Origin of the sequence: Streptomyces sp. NPDC002619, assembly GCF_042889305.1 — a bacterium.
Lineage (GTDB): Bacteria > Actinomycetota > Actinomycetes > Streptomycetales > Streptomycetaceae > Streptomyces.
Genome location: NZ_JBIAQV010000002.1, coordinates 496,359 through 512,706 on the forward strand (window position 1 = coordinate 496,359; position 16,348 = coordinate 512,706).

12 protein-coding genes are annotated in these 16,348 nt (G+C 68.0%); 4 read left to right on the forward strand and 8 right to left on the reverse strand.

Annotated elements, in window-relative coordinates; genetic code table 11:
• Positions 1-35: 35 nt before the first annotated feature.
• Positions 36-2,399: a DUF6049 family protein gene (locus ACFYXB_RS06495; RefSeq protein ID WP_389578358.1), complete on the reverse strand. Its 2,364-nt coding sequence runs from the start codon at positions 2,397-2,399 to the stop codon at positions 36-38.
• Between the two features lie 252 nt (positions 2,400-2,651).
• Here ACFYXB_RS06495 and ACFYXB_RS06500 point away from each other — a divergent pair, with 252 nt between their 5' ends.
• On the forward strand, positions 2,652-4,094 hold the full coding sequence (locus tag ACFYXB_RS06500) for a CCA tRNA nucleotidyltransferase (RefSeq protein ID WP_389578361.1): 1,443 nt from the start codon (positions 2,652-2,654) through the stop codon (positions 4,092-4,094).
• A gap of 134 nt (positions 4,095-4,228) precedes the next feature.
• Here the strand turns inward: ACFYXB_RS06500 and ACFYXB_RS06505 are convergent, their stop codons facing one another.
• The 4 genes from ACFYXB_RS06505 to ACFYXB_RS06520 all read right to left on the reverse strand — a co-directional run bounded on the left by ACFYXB_RS06505 (position 4,229) and on the right by ACFYXB_RS06520 (position 8,044).
• Complete coding sequence (locus ACFYXB_RS06505; protein WP_351346055.1) at positions 4,229-4,738, reverse strand: DUF3824 domain-containing protein; 510 nt, start codon at positions 4,736-4,738, stop codon at positions 4,229-4,231.
• Between the two features lie 101 nt (positions 4,739-4,839).
• A complete protein-coding gene (locus tag ACFYXB_RS06510) occupies positions 4,840-6,117 on the reverse strand; it encodes an MFS transporter (RefSeq protein ID WP_389578364.1) in 1,278 nt (425 codons plus the stop codon).
• 117 nt (positions 6,118-6,234) lie between these two features.
• Positions 6,235-7,317, reverse strand: a complete 1,083-nt coding sequence (locus tag ACFYXB_RS06515) for an inositol-3-phosphate synthase (RefSeq protein WP_389578366.1) — start codon at positions 7,315-7,317, stop codon at positions 6,235-6,237.
• A gap of 43 nt (positions 7,318-7,360) precedes the next feature.
• Positions 7,361-8,044, reverse strand: a complete 684-nt coding sequence (locus tag ACFYXB_RS06520; protein ID WP_389578369.1) for a PadR family transcriptional regulator — start codon at positions 8,042-8,044, stop codon at positions 7,361-7,363.
• A gap of 364 nt (positions 8,045-8,408) precedes the next feature.
• Here ACFYXB_RS06520 and ACFYXB_RS06525 point away from each other — a divergent pair, with 364 nt between their 5' ends.
• Complete coding sequence (locus tag ACFYXB_RS06525) at positions 8,409-11,096, forward strand: transglycosylase domain-containing protein (RefSeq protein ID WP_389578371.1); 2,688 nt, start codon at positions 8,409-8,411, stop codon at positions 11,094-11,096.
• 341 nt (positions 11,097-11,437) lie between these two features.
• Positions 11,438-12,946 (forward strand): glycosyltransferase family 87 protein, encoded by a 1,509-nt coding sequence (locus ACFYXB_RS06530; RefSeq protein ID WP_389578373.1) that lies wholly within the window; start codon positions 11,438-11,440, stop codon positions 12,944-12,946.
• A 112-nt stretch (positions 12,947-13,058) separates the two neighbouring features.
• Here ACFYXB_RS06530 and ACFYXB_RS06535 read toward each other — a convergent pair whose 3' ends face one another.
• From ACFYXB_RS06535 to ACFYXB_RS06545, 3 genes are all read right to left on the reverse strand, one after another.
• Complete coding sequence (locus ACFYXB_RS06535; RefSeq protein WP_351346039.1) at positions 13,059-14,090, reverse strand: alanine racemase; 1,032 nt, start codon at positions 14,088-14,090, stop codon at positions 13,059-13,061.
• Positions 14,091-14,155: 65 nt separating this feature from the next.
• Complete coding sequence (gene femX, locus ACFYXB_RS06540; RefSeq protein ID WP_351346036.1) at positions 14,156-15,277, reverse strand: peptidoglycan bridge formation glycyltransferase FemX; 1,122 nt, start codon at positions 15,275-15,277, stop codon at positions 14,156-14,158.
• 178 nt (positions 15,278-15,455) lie between these two features.
• Positions 15,456-15,767, reverse strand: a complete 312-nt coding sequence (locus tag ACFYXB_RS06545; RefSeq protein ID WP_389578376.1) for a hypothetical protein — start codon at positions 15,765-15,767, stop codon at positions 15,456-15,458.
• A 264-nt stretch (positions 15,768-16,031) separates the two neighbouring features.
• Here ACFYXB_RS06545 and rpsF point away from each other — a divergent pair, with 264 nt between their 5' ends.
• The gene (gene rpsF / locus ACFYXB_RS06550; RefSeq protein WP_111001138.1) at positions 16,032-16,322 is read left to right on the forward strand and encodes a 30S ribosomal protein S6; all 291 of its coding nucleotides are present in this window, start codon (positions 16,032-16,034) and stop codon (positions 16,320-16,322) included.
• Positions 16,323-16,348 lie beyond the last annotated feature (26 nt).

A 16,348-nucleotide genomic window follows, 5' to 3' on the forward strand; every position in this document is an offset into this window, starting at 1 on the left:
CTCATCGTCCCCGGGCCCACCGGCCACGACATCGCTCAACGGTCCACTCTCTCACCCGTCCCGGACGGGTCGGCGCTTTCCGGTGCGGTGTCCGGTGTCGGGTCACTCGGCTGCTCCGGGTCGTCTGCCCGGGAGCGGGCGTCGGACTCCTCCTGAAGACGGTCCGAGGGGCCCTCGGGGTTCTCAGGTCCCCCGGTGTCCTCCCCCGCCTCGTCGGGGCCCTCGTCCTCGGCCTGCCGGGCCGCGGCGCGCTTGCGCTGCGTGTACATGCGGAACCCGGCGAGAACGAGCAGCAGGACGCCGCCGCCGATGACCAGCATCACAGTGGGCGTGACCTCGGTGACCTTCACGTCGAAGGTGACCGGCGTGCCGTACTCCTGGCCGTCCTCGGTGTACAGCTGGGCGATGACCGTCACACGGCCGTTGGCGTTGGCCGAGGTGGTGAACTTCACGGACTGGCTGTGCCCGCCGGAGACCTCGACGGGCTGTTCCGAGTAGGCCTTGCCGCCGATCTTGAGGCGGGTCGGCATGGTCGACGTGAGCCGCAGGACCAGGTGGTCCACGCCCTGCACCAGGTTGTTCTGGACAGTCACCGGGATGGTGGCGCTGCGGCCGGAGAGCTTCGTCTCGGACTTGTCGATCAGCCTGACCTGGTCCGTGAGGTCGTCGAGCCACGCCTCCACACCGGCCCGGAAGATGACTGCCTCGGACGCCCGGCCCCGCCACGACGTGGACATCCCACGGTTCATGGCCCGCCCGAAGGGGGTCACCACCCGGGACTCGTCGGTGAGGATCACCTGGAAGTTGTCGAGCTTGTCCTGCGTCCGCGCGATCTGCTCGAAGGCCGACCGAGGCAGTTCCTTCTTGCGCAGCGAGGAGGGGTACTCCGACGTCGAGGGGACCCGCGTGGTGGCGCCCGGGTCGGGCTTGGCCTTGGCGGCCGCGGTGAGCCCCTGGGACTCGGCCCAGTTCCCGTTCTGGAGTGCCGTGATGGCCTGGGCCATCGCCTTGGCCTGGCCGGCGGACGGCATGCGCTGCGGGGCGACGACGATGCTGCGCTGCTGGTTCGTCTGCAGGTTGAGTTCCAGGCTCTGTGCCAGGAACTTCTGGATGGCGAGCGTGGCAGGTCCTGCCCTCGTGAGGTCGCCCTCGAACGCCGTGGAGAGCCGGGCGTCGGCTACGACTGCCGTCGTGCCGCCGCCGATCGGGCGGGCCGCGGACGGCGTAAAGGGCAGACCGCCGGTCTCCTGGAGGCTGTCGCTGCGGGCGATCACCTTGTCGGCGCCCGCGGACGTGGCGACCTTGATGATCGATGGGTCCACGGCGCCTTCCACGGGCCAGGCGAAGTCGGTGCTCGGTGTGACGTGAAGCACTGTCTTGACCGTGGTGGCGGCCACGACGGTGGCGTCCTTGAGGTGGCTCAGCGAGCCGGTGACGCTCGTGCCGTTGTGCGCGAGGGAGGCGAGGTCCGGGTCGGCGAAGGGCAGGGCGACGACCTCCCGGTCCGCCACGGCCTTCTGCAGGTCGGCGAGGAACGTCTTGGCGACCGCCTGGTGGGTGCCGGCCGTGGTGGTGCCTCCGTCGCCCTCGATGCGGTAGTTGCGCGTCATCGCGTCCACCGAGGCCAGCAGGTCCGGGTCGATCACCCAGGTGACGTCGAGATCCTTGCCGAGGTCAACCATCTGGGCCAGGCGGCCGCCGGGGGCGATGTCCTTGGCGAGGTCGTCGTTGAGGAAGACCGGCGTCTGCTGCTCACCGGCACCCGTCTTCGCCGTCACGTGGACATCGGAGACCAGCGGCCACAGGTACGTCGTCTTCGTCTTCGTGTCGGCTTCCTCGGCCTGCCAGGGCAGGAAGGTCCGCTGCACGCCCAGCACCTGCTCCCAGGGCTGCGCCGAAGTCTCGCCGGAGAGGGACACGTCGAACTCGTACACACCGTCCTGACCCAGGTCGAGCTTGTCGACCGGCACGGAGATGCTGAAGGGCTCGGAGACGCCCGGGGAGAGCTTGGCGAACTCCTCGACGTACTTTCCGCCCACCTCGGTGCCGAGGTAGGCGGAGGTGTCGTCGGCGTCCCCGGCGACGGTGTCGATGGCCGAGCGGGTGTTCAGCAGGGAGCCCAGGCGGAGTCCCACATGGGCGCTGGTGACCGTCTGCTTGCCCTCGTTGGTCACCGTGCCCGAGACGGTAAGCGTGTCGCCGTCGATCGGGGTGCTGGGGCTGAGGGAGTCCACCGAGACGGACACCGTGCCGGAGGAGGCCGCCCGCGCGGGTGTCGCGGCCGGCAGCTGGAGCAGGCCGGCCAGCAGCGGCGCCCCGGCCAACAGTGCCCCGGTGCGCCGCAGCCACCGACGGGCAGGTGAGGGACCCATCCCCTGGAAGTCTGCCGCCTCGGCCACGCGCTCGTCCGTCCCTCGTCGTCAGTGGTCGTTGGAATGTGCGTCCACGCATGGTAACGAGGCCCGCTGAGGGGAAGTGCCGCGGTCCGGTCCCCAAGATCCGGCTGACACCAGCGGCCATTCGTTATGTCCAGTATCGAGTGCGGAGTGTTCGTACGCCGTGAGAGCAGCCCTTGTGCGGGTATGAGGGGAGGCGTCCGCGCGCTCAATTGAGGTGCTCGGGGGCGCGCGGGCCACGTACCCTGTTCTGTTGTGCCGAACGCCAACGAAGACACTCCCACTGCCCTGAGCCAGGTGCAGCAGCGCGCGGTGAGCGAACTGCTGCGGGTGGCCCCTGTCGCCGACGACCTCGCACGCCGCTTCCACGAGGCCGGGTTCTCGCTCGCCCTGGTCGGCGGCTCGGTCCGGGACGCGCTGCTCGGCCGGCTCGGCAACGACCTCGACTTCACCACGGACGCCCGTCCCGAGGACGTACTGAAGATCGTGCGCCCGTGGGCGGACGCCGTGTGGGAGGTCGGGATCGCCTTCGGCACCGTTGGAGTACAGAAAGACGGCTACCAGATCGAGGTGACCACCTACCGGTCGGAGGCGTACGACCGCACCTCACGCAAGCCCGAGGTGTCTTACGGCGACTCCATCGAGGAGGACCTCGTCCGGCGTGACTTCACGGTCAACGCGATGGCCGTGGCGTTGCCGGAGAAGGAATTCATCGACCCGCACGGCGGTCTCGAAGACCTCGCGGCGCGGGTGCTGCACACGCCGGGTACGCCCGAGGAGTCGTTCTCCGACGACCCGCTGCGGATGATGCGGGCCGCGCGCTTCGCCGCCCAGCTCGACTTCGAGGTGGCCCCCGAGGTCGTCACCGCGATGAGGGAGATGGCCGGGCGGATCGAGATCGTCTCGGCCGAACGGGTGCGGGACGAGCTGAACAAGCTGATCCTCTCCACACACCCGCGCAAGGGCCTGCGCCTGCTGGTCGACACCGGGCTCGCCGACCATGTTCTGCCCGAGCTGCCGGCCCTGCGCCTGGAGCGTGACGAGCACCACCGGCACAAGGACGTCTACGACCACACGCTGATCGTCCTGGAACAGGCCATCGCCTTGGAGGAGGACGGGCCCGACCTCACTCTGCGGCTGGCCGCGCTCCTGCACGACATCGGCAAGCCCCGTACCCGTCGCTTCGAGCAGGACGGCCGCGTCTCGTTCCACCACCACGAGGTGGTCGGGGCGAAGATGACCAAGAAGCGCATGACGGCTCTGAAATACTCCAATGAGCTGGTGAAGGACGTCTCACGTCTGGTCGAACTCCATCTGCGCTTCCACGGGTACGGGACCGGGGAGTGGACGGACTCGGCGGTTCGTCGCTACGTCCGTGACGCGGGTCCGCTGCTCGAACGCCTGCACAAGCTGACCCGCTCCGACTGCACCACCCGCAACAAGCGCAAGGCGGTCGCACTGTCGGGTGCGTACGACGGGCTGGAGGAGCGGATCTCCGAGCTCCAGGAGCAGGAGGAGCTCGACGCGATCCGTCCGGACCTCGACGGCAACCAGATCATGGAGATCCTGGGCGTCGGCCCCGGCCCGGTCGTGGGCAAGGCGTACAAGCACCTGCTGGAGCTTCGTCTGGAGAACGGGCCGATGGAACACGATGCGGCGGTGGCGGCACTCAAGGAGTGGTGGGCCGAACAGGGCTGAGGCCGGAGCGCGCACAGAAACGGGGTCATGTTTCACGTGAAACATGACCCCGAGGCGCATACAGCCGAGGCGCATACGGAGGGGCGATGTTTCACGTGAAACATCGCCCCTCCGCTGTCAGATCGACCCGGGTGCTACTTGGTCTCCTTCAGGCACAGCACCACGTCGTGGCCGCCGCCGGACTGCACGTAGTAGATCGTGGACTCCGTGACGGACTGGCACTTGTTCTCGTCACTGGAGTCGTCGAACTTCTGGACAACCTTGTACTGCGAGTCGCCGGAGGTGCAGTCGACCTCGTTGAGGTCCGGCTTGGAGTACGAGCCGTCGTTGTGCATGCAGGAGCCCACGGAGGTCGTCTCCGCGTCGTCCCGTGTCAGGAACCAGCCGGCGCCGAACTTCACGAGGGCGATGATGACGGCGACGACGATGGCGCCGATGATGCGGACCGCCTTCTTGCTCCGCTTGGGCGGAGCGGCCATCGGCGGAACCGGTGCACCCGGCCCACCCGGCACGGTCTGGTTCGGGAACGGCGCGTACGGCTGCTGCGGCGGCACCCCCGGCTGCCCGTAGGGCTGCTGCCCCGCCGGCGGAGGCGGCGTCTGGGCGTACGGGTTCTGGCCCTGGGGCGGCGTCGGAGTGGTCACTTCGGGAGTCCCCCTAGAACGTCGGTGCGCATGGCGCGAGATAAGACCCACGTAAGTTAGCGGCTACCACTGACAGCCCTGCATCCGGGAGGGACGCTGTGTCATTGCTGTGACACTTTCCGCCGTCCAAAGCGGGCCATAGCCACAGCAACCGCTCCGTAGACCAGCGCCACCGTGACCACCAGGACCGTCGACCTGCCGTCCGGCGGGAGCATGAGGGCGGCCACGCCTGCGGCGCCGACGAACGCCACGTTGAACAGGACGTCGTACACGGAGAAGATCCGGCCCCGGAAGCTGTCGTCGACGGAGGACTGCACGATCGTGTCCGTGGCGATCTTCGCGCCCTGGGTGATCAGACCGAGGACGAAGGCCGCGACGAGCATGGGGACGGTGGCGAACGGGAGGCCCAGCGCGGGTTCCAGCACCGCTGCCGCGGCCGAGCAGACGACGATCCAGCGGCAGGGACCGAGGCGTCCCACGGCCCCGGGAGTCACCACGGCTGCCGTGAAGAAGCCGGCGCCGGAGATACCCAGCGCCAGCCCCAGGAGGCGGAGCCCGTCCTCCGGGGTCGAGGAGAGGGCGTACCGGCACAGCATCAGCAGGAGGACCAGCAGAGCGCCGTAGCAGAAGCGCATCAGCGTCATCGAGAGCAGCGCCCAGGCCGCCTCCCGGCGCCGGGGCGCGGCGAGATGTCGTACGGCCGCCAGCAGGTCCCGTGCCGTGCCGACGAGCGTCGAAGCCAGGCGCGGCTGGAGCGACGTCCGGTCGGGGCCGAGGAGGCCGGGAGCCATGCTCAACGACGCCAGTGCCGCGCACAGATACAGTGCGGCGCCCAGTAGGACCACCGCGGCGTCGGAGTCCGACACCACCAGTCGTACGACGAAGGCGAGGCCGCCGCCCGCGGTCGCGGCGAGCGTGCCCGCGGTCGGGGAGAGGGAGTTGGCGATCACCAGGCGTTCGGTGTCGACCACGCGCGGCAGGGCGGCGGACAGACCGGCGAGGACGAACCGGTTGACGGCAGTGACGCACAGCGCGGAGACGTAGAACAGCCAGTCGGGAGCCTGGCCGACCATCAGGACGGCGGTGGCCGACGCGAGCACGGCGCGCAGCAGGTTGCCGTACACGAAGACCTGGCGACGCCGCCAGCGGTCCAGCAGGACGCCCGCGAAGGGGCCGACGAGCGAGTAGGGCAGGAGCAGTACCGCCATCGCGGAGGCGATCGCGGCGGCCGAGGTCTGTTTCTCCGGGGAGAAGACGACGTACGTGGCGAGCGCGACCTGGTAGACGCCGTCGGCGCCCTGCGAGAGCAGGCGTACGGCGAGCAGGCGGCGGAAGTCCCGGAAGCGGAGCAGGACGCGCAGGTCGCGGACGACGGGCATGGGGCACAGCCTCACACACGGGGAGGGTCCCCGGGTCATGGAACCCGGGGACCCTCACAGCCCTGGCAGGAGCGTTCTCGACGAGCGGCCGGTACTGGCGCTCAGCGCTGTGTCGGCCTATCGCTCGACGTCACCGCGGATGAACTTCTCGACGTTCTCGCGGGCCTCGTCGTCGAAGTACTGGACCGGGGGGGACTTCATGAAGTACGAGGACGCCGACAGGATCGGGCCGCCGATGCCGCGGTCCTTGGCGATCTTCGCGGCGCGCAGGGCGTCGATGATGACACCCGCGGAGTTCGGGGAGTCCCAGACCTCGAGCTTGTACTCCAGGTTCAGCGGGACGTCGCCGAAGGCGCGGCCCTCGAGGCGGACGTAGGCCCACTTGCGGTCGTCGAGCCACTGCACGTAGTCGGACGGGCCGATGTGGACGTTCTTCTCGCCGAGGTCCCGGTCGGGGATCTGGGAGGTGACGGCCTGCGTCTTGGAGATCTTCTTGGACTCCAGGCGCTCGCGCTCGAGCATGTTCTTGAAGTCCATGTTGCCGCCGACGTTCAGCTGCATCGTGCGGTCCAGAACGACACCCCGGTCCTCGAACAGCTTCGCCATGACGCGGTGCGTGATGGTCGCGCCGACCTGCGACTTGATGTCGTCACCGACGATCGGGACGCCCGCCTCGGTGAACTTGTCCGCCCACTCCTTGGTGCCGGCGATGAAGACCGGGAGGGCGTTGACGAAGGCGACCTTGGCGTCGATGGCGCATTGGGCGTAGAACTTCGCCGCGTCCTCGGAGCCGACGGGCAGGTAGCAGACGAGGACGTCGACCTGCTTGTCCTTCAGGACCTGGACGACGTCGACCGGCTCGGCCTCGGACTCCTCGATGGTCTGGCGGTAGTACTTGCCGAGGCCGTCGAGGGTGTGGCCGCGCTGGACGGTCACGCCGGTGTTCGGCACGTCGCAGATCTTGATCGTGTTGTTCTCGGAGGCGCCGATCGCGTCCGCGAGGTCGAGGCCGACCTTCTTCGCGTCGACGTCGAACGCGGCGACGAACTCGACGTCACGCACGTGGTAGTCACCGAACTGCACGTGCATCAGGCCGGGGACCTTCGACGCCGGGTCGGCGTCCTTGTAGTACTCGACTCCCTGCACCAGCGACGCGGCGCAGTTGCCCACGCCGACGATGGCTACGCGAACCGAACCCATTCCGGTTGCTCCCTGTGTGTACGAGTGAGGCCCTGAGTGGGCTTCACGTGGCGGTGTCGCCGGGCGTATCCGTCCCGGGGATGTCCCCGGGACGGGGCAGGCCGCCCGTCGCTCCAGATGTGATGTCCTGCTGAGCGGACCTTCCGGACGCAAAACCGTGAAGGTCCCGCCCGGCCCGCTCGCTCTCGATGAGCTCGTTCAGCCAGCGCACTTCGCGCTCCACGGACTCCATTCCGTGGCGCTGGAGCTCAAGCGTGTAGTCGTCGAGGCGCTCCCGGGTGCGCGCCAGCGAGGTGCGCATCTTCTCCAGACGCTCCTCCAGCCGGCTGCGGCGGCCCTCGAGGACGCGCATGCGCACATCCCGCGAGGTCTGCCCGAAGAAGGCGAACCGGGCGGCGAAGTGCTCGTCCTCGTACGCGTCCGGGCCCGTCTGCGAGAGCAGTTCCTCGAAGTGCTCCTTACCTTCCGCCGTCAGCCGATAGACGATCTTGGCGCGGCGCCCCGCGAGGGGTGCGGCGAGGGCGTCCTCGTGGGTGTTGCCCGGTTCCTCGATCAACCAGCCGTTGGCGACCAGCGTCTTGAGACAGGGGTAGAGCGTGCCGTAGCTGAACGCCCGGAATACACCCAGTGACGTGTTGAGTCGTTTGCGCAGTTCATAGCCGTGCATCGGAGATTCGCGGAGCAGGCCGAGTACGGCGAACTCGAGGATGCCGGAACGCCGGCTCATCGTCGCCTCCTCTCGGTCATGGTGCTTGCTTATCTCGCGCTGATGTATCGACTCGATACATCCAGACGATAGAACGGCCTGCCGGATGCGACAAGAGGGAGGACGGTGAACGGGATCACATCACCGATTCGTTGGAGGCAAGTTGCCTGTTTTGGGGTGAACTTCAGGACTAGGTGGGTTTTGACGGTGCGTAGTCTGTGCGGCATGCAGTCTGCCGGGAACCAAGTGACGCCTGAGGACGTCTTCGTCGTCGGAGCAGTACGGGTGAATGCAGAACCGACCACATCCGTACTTCGGGGGGACCGGAAACCAGCCGCCGTTTCCAGGCGCGCAAGGGTGCGCCTGCCCGAGGAGTAGTCGTTCGATGAGCGAGCACCGTCGCAAACCGCCGCAGCCGCAGGGAGGCGGACGTGCCGCGGCCCGACGCGGCCAGCCCGGCTCGTCCGCCGGCCGCCGTGCGGCACCGCGAGGCGCCACCGGGTCTCCTACCGACTCCTATGGGGCACGTTCCTATGGGTCGGACTCCCCTGGCTCGGGAGGTGAAGAGCGTCCTTACGGCGGCCGTGCCGAGGCTCGCCGGGCGGCGCAGAGAGGCGGGGGCCGCCGGAGGGCGGCCGACAACGCGGGGCGCGGTCCGGGTGGACCGGCCGGGCCCGGGCGCGGCAGAGGCCGTGCGGCCACGCCCGCCAAGAAGCGCCTGATCGACTACCCCAGGGCGGGCAGATACGGATGGCGCCGCTGGGTGCCTTCCTGGAGGCTCGTCACCGGCACGTTCATCGGCTTCATAGGGAGCCTGGTGGCCGTGGCGGGCATCGGGTACGCCATGGTGAGTGTGCCGAACGTCGCGCAGACCGCCAAGGCGCAGAACAACGTCTTCGAGTGGTCCGACGGTTCGGTCATGGTCGCCACCGGTGGTGAGACCAACCGCCAGATCATCAACTACTCGATGATCCCCAAGGAGATGCGGTACGCCGTGATCTCCCAGGAGAACAAGACCTTCGAGACCGACAGCGGCATCGACCCGAACGGCATCGCGCGCGCCGTCCTCAACATGGCCCAGGGCGGCGAGACGCAGGGTGGCTCCACCATCACCCAGCAGTACGTCAAGAACGCGATGCTGAACGACCAGTCGCAGACGATCTCCAGGAAGTTCAAGGAGATCTTCGTCTCCATCAAGGTGGGCGCCACGGTCCCCAAGGACGAGATCATGGCTGGGTACCTGAACTCGGCGTACTTCGGCCGTGGGGCTTACGGCGTCCAGGCGGCCGCGCGGGCGTACTTCAACAAGGAAGCCAAGGACCTGAACCCGGGCGAGTGCGCCTTCCTGGCGGCGATGGTCAAGGGCGCCACGTACTACGACCCCGCGGGCGCCACATCGCTCGACCCTGCCGCCACTCCCGAGGCCAACCAGAAGCGGGCTCTCGCGCAGATGCAGGACACGCTCGACAAGATGGTCGAGTACGGCCACCTGGACGCCGCGCAGCGGGCCAAGTACAAGACGCTCCCCAAGGTCCAGAGCCCGCGTTCGAACAGCCAGCTGGGCGGTCAGATCGGCTATCTGGTCGACCTCGCCAAGGGCTACATCGTCAACAACACGGACATCACCGCTGACGACCTTCAGCGGGGCGGCTACACGATCAGGACGACCTTCGACAAGAAGAAGGTCAACGCGCTCGAGAAGGCCATCCAGCAGGTTCGGAAGACGAACATCAAGCCTGGCGAGCGCCCGAAGACCGACAAGTACGTCCAGTTCGGCGGCGCGTCCGTGGATCCGAAGACGGGTGCCATCAAGGCCATCTACGGCGGTGAGGACGCGACCAAGCACTTCACCAACAACGCCGACGCGACCGGTGCCCAGGTGGGTTCGACCTTCAAGCCGTTCGTTCTGGCTGCGGCGATGAAGTGGGGCGTGCGGAACCCCGACGGTCTCGAGTCGCAGGCGCAGGACGAGCGCACCGTCGTCTCGCCCAAGAGCATCTACAGCGGTAAGAACAAGCTCAAGATCAAGATGTACGACGGGTCGGTCTGGACCGACAAGAAGGGCAAGGAGTGGCTCCAGACCAACGACGGCAACAAGTCGGAAGGCAGCCCGCCTGACTACAAGATCGACCTTCGTTATGCGATGGAGCAGTCGGTCAACACCGCCTACGTCCAACTGGGCATGGACGTCGGTCTGGACAAGGTCAAGGAGAGCGCGCTCGACGCGGGCATCCTGGAGGGAAGCCTGGCCAGCGCCAACTATCCGTCGTTCTCGATCGGCACGTCCGACCCGAGTGCGATCCGCATGGCCGGTGCGTACTCCACCTTCGCGGCCAGCGGTCAGCAGAACGACCCCTTCTCCGTGAGCGAGGTCAAGGACAAGGACGGGACGGTCTACACCCACGAGGTGAAGTCCAAGGACGCCTTCACGCCGCTGGTGGCCGACAACGTCACCGACATCCTGAAGAGCGTGGTCGACAAGGGTACGGGCACCAGCGCCCGGCTGCCGGGGCGTGACGTGGCGGGCAAGACCGGTACCACCGACGGCAACAAGTCGGCCTGGTTCGTCGGCTACACCCCGCAGCTGTCCACCGCGATCAGCATGTTCCGGATGGACGACAACGCGAACAACAAGCACCGCAAGTTCCTGGAGATGTACGGGACGGGTGGTCAGGAGAAGATCCACGGCGCCTCGTTCCCGGCGGAGATCTGGCACGACTACATGGCGGAGGCGTTGCAGGGTACGCAGCCGGAGTCGTTCCCGACCCCGGAGCCCATCGGCAAGGTCGTCAACGCCGAGCCGAGCCCGACGCCCACCCCCTCGGTCACCGAGAGCGAGAGCGCGACTCCCTCGCCGAGCGCTTCGCCGAGCGAGTCCGGGATCTCGCCGTCGCCGTCGGCCAGCCAGCCTTGTGGCTTCTTCGGCTGTGGCAATGGCGGAAACGGCAATGGGGGCACCGGAAACGGCGGCACTGGCGGAAGCTCGTCCCCGACTCCGACCGTTACGGATACGAGCGGGACCGGCACCAGAGGAAACGGCAACGGAGGCATCTTCGGAGGCCAGACAGGGTAGTTCCGCCGCACGTAACCAGGCGCGGAACGGCACGGAAAGCCGGGCCCCGGATCGATCCGGGGCCCGGCTTCTGTCGTGAGTGCTGTCTACCGAGCTGGGCGGGCGGAACCGCCTGCTCGCCCGGCTCCGGCCTGCTGCGGCCGGCCCGGCCTCCGACACCCCCGCACCAGTACCAGGGCAATGGCGGCATCTTCCGCGGGTCCACCGGCTAGTCCGGGAGCCCGACCGGTTGGCGGTCATATCGCCCGCCAAGGGTGTTTCACGTGAAACATGGGCCACCGCACCTGTGAGGTGCGGCGGCCCTCGGCGTATTCATGGGCGGGTACGGCAGTATGTGGCCCATGCCCAGTGCAGAAACGACGCCCGCGAGCGTGCACGAGCCCGAGCCGGTGCGGCCGACCAGGGAGGACGAGGTCGCCGCAGCCGGCAGTGAGCTGTTCGGCGGCCCCATCGGGCGGCGCGCCCTGCTCGGGACGTCCTGGTGGACGCCCGTACGGGTCGTCGCGCTCGTGGCGATCGGCATGTTCGCCCTCGGCCTGGTCCAGAAGGCGCCCTGCTACGACGGCGCCTGGTTCTTCGGCGCGAGTTCCCAGTACACGCACGCGTGCTACTCGGACATCCCGCACCTCTACCAGGGGCGTGGCTTCGCCGACGGGCTCGTGCCCTACTTCGACAAGCTCCCGGGCGACATGGACTACCTCGAATACCCGGTGCTGACCGGTGTGTTCATGCAGGTGGCGGCGTGGCTCACGCCCAGCAGCGGCAGCATCCAGCACCAGGAGCAGTGGTACTGGTTCGTGAACGCCGGAATGCTGATGGTGTGTGCGGCGGTCGTCGCCGTCTGTGTGACCCGTACGCACCGCAGGCGCCCCTGGGACGGTCTGCTGGTCGCTCTGGCGCCCGCCTTCGTGCTGACCGCCACCATCAACTGGGACCTGCTGGCGGTGGCTCTGACGGCCGCCGCGATGCTCATGTGGTCACGGGGCCGCTCCCTGGCCTTCGGTGTCCTCCTGGGGCTCGCCACGGCCGCCAAGTTCTATCCCTTCCTGCTGCTCGGCCCGCTGTTCGTCCTGTGCTGGCGGGCCGGAAAGTGGCGGGAGTTCTTCCAGGCGGTGGGCGGTGCGGTCATCGCCTGGCTCGTCGTGAACCTGCCGGTGATGCTCTTCGCCTTCGACGGCTGGTCGAAGTTCTACAGGTTCAGCCACGACCGGGGCATCGACTTCGGCTCCTTCTGGCTGATCTGGGCGCAGAACTCCAGCAAGCCACCCACCACCGACTTCGCGAACAACGCGGCCATGCTGCTGGTGGTGGCGTGCTCCCTCGGCATCGCGGCCCTGACGTTCACCGCTCCGCGCCGGCCGCGATTCGCCCAGCTCGCCTTCCTGATCGTGGCGGCCTTCATCCTCACCAACAAGGTCTACTCCCCGCAGTACGTCCTCTGGCTCGTTCCACTGGCGGTCCTCGCCCGGCCGAAGTGGCGGGACTTCCTGATCTGGCAGGCGTGCGAGGTGGCGTACTTCCTCGGGATCTGGATGTACCTCGCGTACACGACCAGCGGAGACGCCCACAAGGGCCTGCCCACCCACGGCTACCACTGGGCGATCGTCGTGCACCTGCTGGGCACGCTCTACCTGTGCGCCGTGGTCGTCCGGGACATCCTCATGCCGGAACGGGACGTGGTGCGCCGCTCCGGTGACGACGACCCGTCGGGCGGAGTGCTCGACGGTGCCGAGGACGTCTTCGTGCTCGGCGCGGCCGCCCATCCGGCCCGCCACGCCGCCCACTTCGATGCTCCCGCCGTGGAGTGGGGCAGCCGCGGACGGGATTCCTCCGCGGACGGTTCGCTCTGAGCGAACAGGCCGTCCCGGGCCGGGTATTGGACCTGCTTCCGGCCATGGAAAAGGCCGTACGCGGACGTTCGTGTACGGCCTTTCGCCTGCCCTGAAGCCCTACGGCCTGTCGTCAGCGGTCCACCAGGCGGTCGAACTGCGTGGTGGTGTGCCGGAGATGGGCCACCAGTTCCTCACCGACCTTCGGCTCGGGCGCGTCCGCCGGCACGAACAGGATCGACACCTGCATGTGCGGGGGCTCCGCGAACCAGCGCTGCTTGCCGCCCCAGACGAACGGAGAAAGGTTCCGGTTGACCGTGGCGAGGCCGGCCCGTGCGACACCCTTGGCGCGCGGCATGACGCCGTGCAGGGCCTTCGGCGCCTCCAGGCCCACCCCGTGCGACGTACCGCCCGCAACGACCACCAGATAGCCCTCGGAGGCCGCCTTCTGCTGCCGGTAGCCGAACCGGTCCCCCTTAGCCACGCGCGTGACGTCCAGGACCGCGCCGCGGTACTCGGTGGCCTCGTGGTCCCCCAGCCACAGCCGGGTGCCGATGCGGGCGCGGAAGCGGGTCTGCGGGAACTGCTGCTGGAGCCGGGCGAGTTCGTCGGCCTTGAGGTGGCTGACGAACATCGTGTGCAGGGGCAGCCGGGCCGCGCGCAGCCGGTCCATCCAGCCGATGACCTCCTCGACGGCGTCCGAGCCGTCGGTGCGGTCCAGCGGCAGGTGGATGGCGAAGCCTTCCAGCCGGACGTTCTCTATGGCGGCGTGCAGCTGCGGCAGGTCCTGCTCGCTGATGCCGTGCCGCTTCATCGAGGACATCACCTCGATGACCACACGGGCACCGACGAGGCCGTACACACCGTCCACCGACGACACCGACCGGATCACCCGATCGGGCAGCGGGACGGGCTCCTCGCCGCGCCGGTACGGCGTCAGCACCAGCAGGTCGCCGCCGAAGAAGTCCTTGATGCGTGCGGCCTCGTACGTGGTGCCGACGGCGAGGACGTCCGAGCCGAGCCGCGTCGCCTCCTCCGCCAGCCGTTCGTGCCCGAAGCCGTAGCCGTTGCCCTTGCAGACCGGGACGAGTCCCGGGAACTGCTCCTGCACGTGCTTGTGGTGCGCCCGCCAGCGCGCGGTGTCGACGTAGAGCGTGAGCGCCATGGCCGGACCCGGAACCTTTCTCGTGGCTGCGGTGTATCAGAGGTATGGAAACACTGAACGTGACGTCAGCGTCGCGACATGTAGATGTCGAGCGCCTTGTGGAGCAGCTTGTTGAGCGGGAAGTCCCACTCGCCGAGGTACTCGGCCGCCTGCCCGCCCGTGCCCACCTTGAACTGGATCAGACCGAAGAGGTGGTCGGTCTCGTCCAGCGAGTCGGAGATGCCGCGCAGGTCGTAGACGGTGGCGCCGAGAGCGTAGGCGTCGCGCAGCATCCGCCACTGCATCGCGTTCGAGGGCCGGACCTCACGGCCGATGTTGTCGGAGGCGCCGTAGGAGTACCAGACGTGTCCGCCGACGATCAGCATCGTCGCCGCCGACAGGTTCACACCGTTGTGCCGGGCGAAGTACAGCCGCATACGGTTGGGGTCCTCGGTGTTGAGGGCCGTCCACATGCGCTGGAAGTACGACAGCGGACGCGGCCGGAAGTGGTCACGCACGGCGGTGATCTCGTACAGCCGCTGCCATTCCTCGAGGTCCTGGTAGCCGCCCTGGACGACCTCGACGCCGGCCTTCTCGGCCTTCTTGATGTTGCGTCGCCACAGCTGGTTGAAGTTCTTGTGGACCTCTTCCAGGGAGCGGTTCGCGAGCGGCACCTGGTAGACGTAGCGGGGCTGGACGTCGCCGAACCCGGCGCCGCCGTCCTCGCCCTGCTGCCAGCCCATGCGGCGCAGTTTGTCGGCCACCTCGAAGGCGCGCGGCTCGATGAAGTCGGCCTCCAGGTCGCGCAGGCGCTTCACATCCGGGTCCTGGATGCCCTGCTTGATGGTGTTGGCATCCCAGCGCCGGATGATCACCGGCGGGCCCATCTTCACGGAGAAAGCGCCCTGCTGCTTGAGGTGCGCCAGCATCGGCTGGATCCAGTCGTCCAGATTAGGCGCGAACCAGTTGATGACCGGGCCCTCGGGGAGATAGGCGAGATAGCGCTTGATCTTGGGGAGCTGCCGGTAGAGGACCAGACCCGCGCCGACCAGTTCGCCGGTGCGGTCGTCGAACCAGCCGAGGTTTTCCGAGCGCCATTCCGCCTTGACGTCGGCCCATGCCGGGACCTGCATGTGGCTCGCCGCCGGCAGGCTCTGGATGTACGCCAGATGCTGCTCGCGGCTGATCGTCCTCAGGGTCAGGCTCATTCGGGGCGCTCCTCGGGCTGGTGTGTCCCCATGGGTACAGGGGCTCCGGCTCTCGCGCCGAAGCCTACTGCGCCTGTCGAGCGCCCCGACTGGGCGTACGGGGGCTTCGCCCCGGCCTGTGGGCCGCCGGGGCGAAGCGAGGGGGGTGACGTGCTGTGCGGAGGGCGTGTCCGGAGGGTCAGAAGAGCCCGCCGAACAGGCCTCCGTTCGCCATGCCGAGGAAGAAGCCGACGCCGGCGGCACCGAGACCCAGGATCAGGCCGAAGCGCTCACGCGTGGTCTCCGAGATCCACTGTCCGTACAGGCCGGTGAGGATGCCCACCAGTCCCGCCCAGGAGCTGAGCAGATGCAGGCTGTGGAAGAAAGACGTGATGAAGGCCGTCAGCCCGAGCGCCACCGTCACGCCGAGCAGCGCGTTCTGGAGGGGATGGGGCCTGTCGTCCGTGGCGAAGAGGGATCCGGCGGTGTTGGGTCGCAATGCCTGTGCCATGGGGCACCTCCTGCGGAAGGCGGCGCATGGTAGCGCCGTACACACCCGATGTGTACAGATTGACGGGCCCCAGGGCCGGATTTCAACCGGAAGCCGCTGTGCGGGTACTCTGTACCCTCTGCATCGGTGTCTGCCCAGGCCATGGAGGGGAATCCCAGCGGGACCCCCCGATTGTCAGTGGCGGCCGATACCGTTGCGAACGCATCACAACCCTCCTGCCACGGATCGACCGTGGCCGCTGAGTCCAAAGGAGGTGGGTTCCACATGCGTCACTACGAGGTGATGGTCATCCTCGACCCCGATCTCGAGGAGCGCTCTGTCTCCCCGCTGATCGAGAACTTCCTGTCTGTCGTCCGTGATGGCGGCGGCAAGGTTGAGAAGGTCGACACCTGGGGCCGTCGTCGTCTCGCGTACGAGATCAAGAAGAAGCCCGAGGGCATCTACTCGGTCATCGACCTGCAGGCCGAGCCTGTGGTCGTCAAGGAGCTCGACCGCCAGATGAACCTGAACGAGTCGGTCCTCCGGACCAAGGTCCTCCGCCCCGAGACCCACTGAGCCTCCGGCTCAGCTGATCTCGGGAT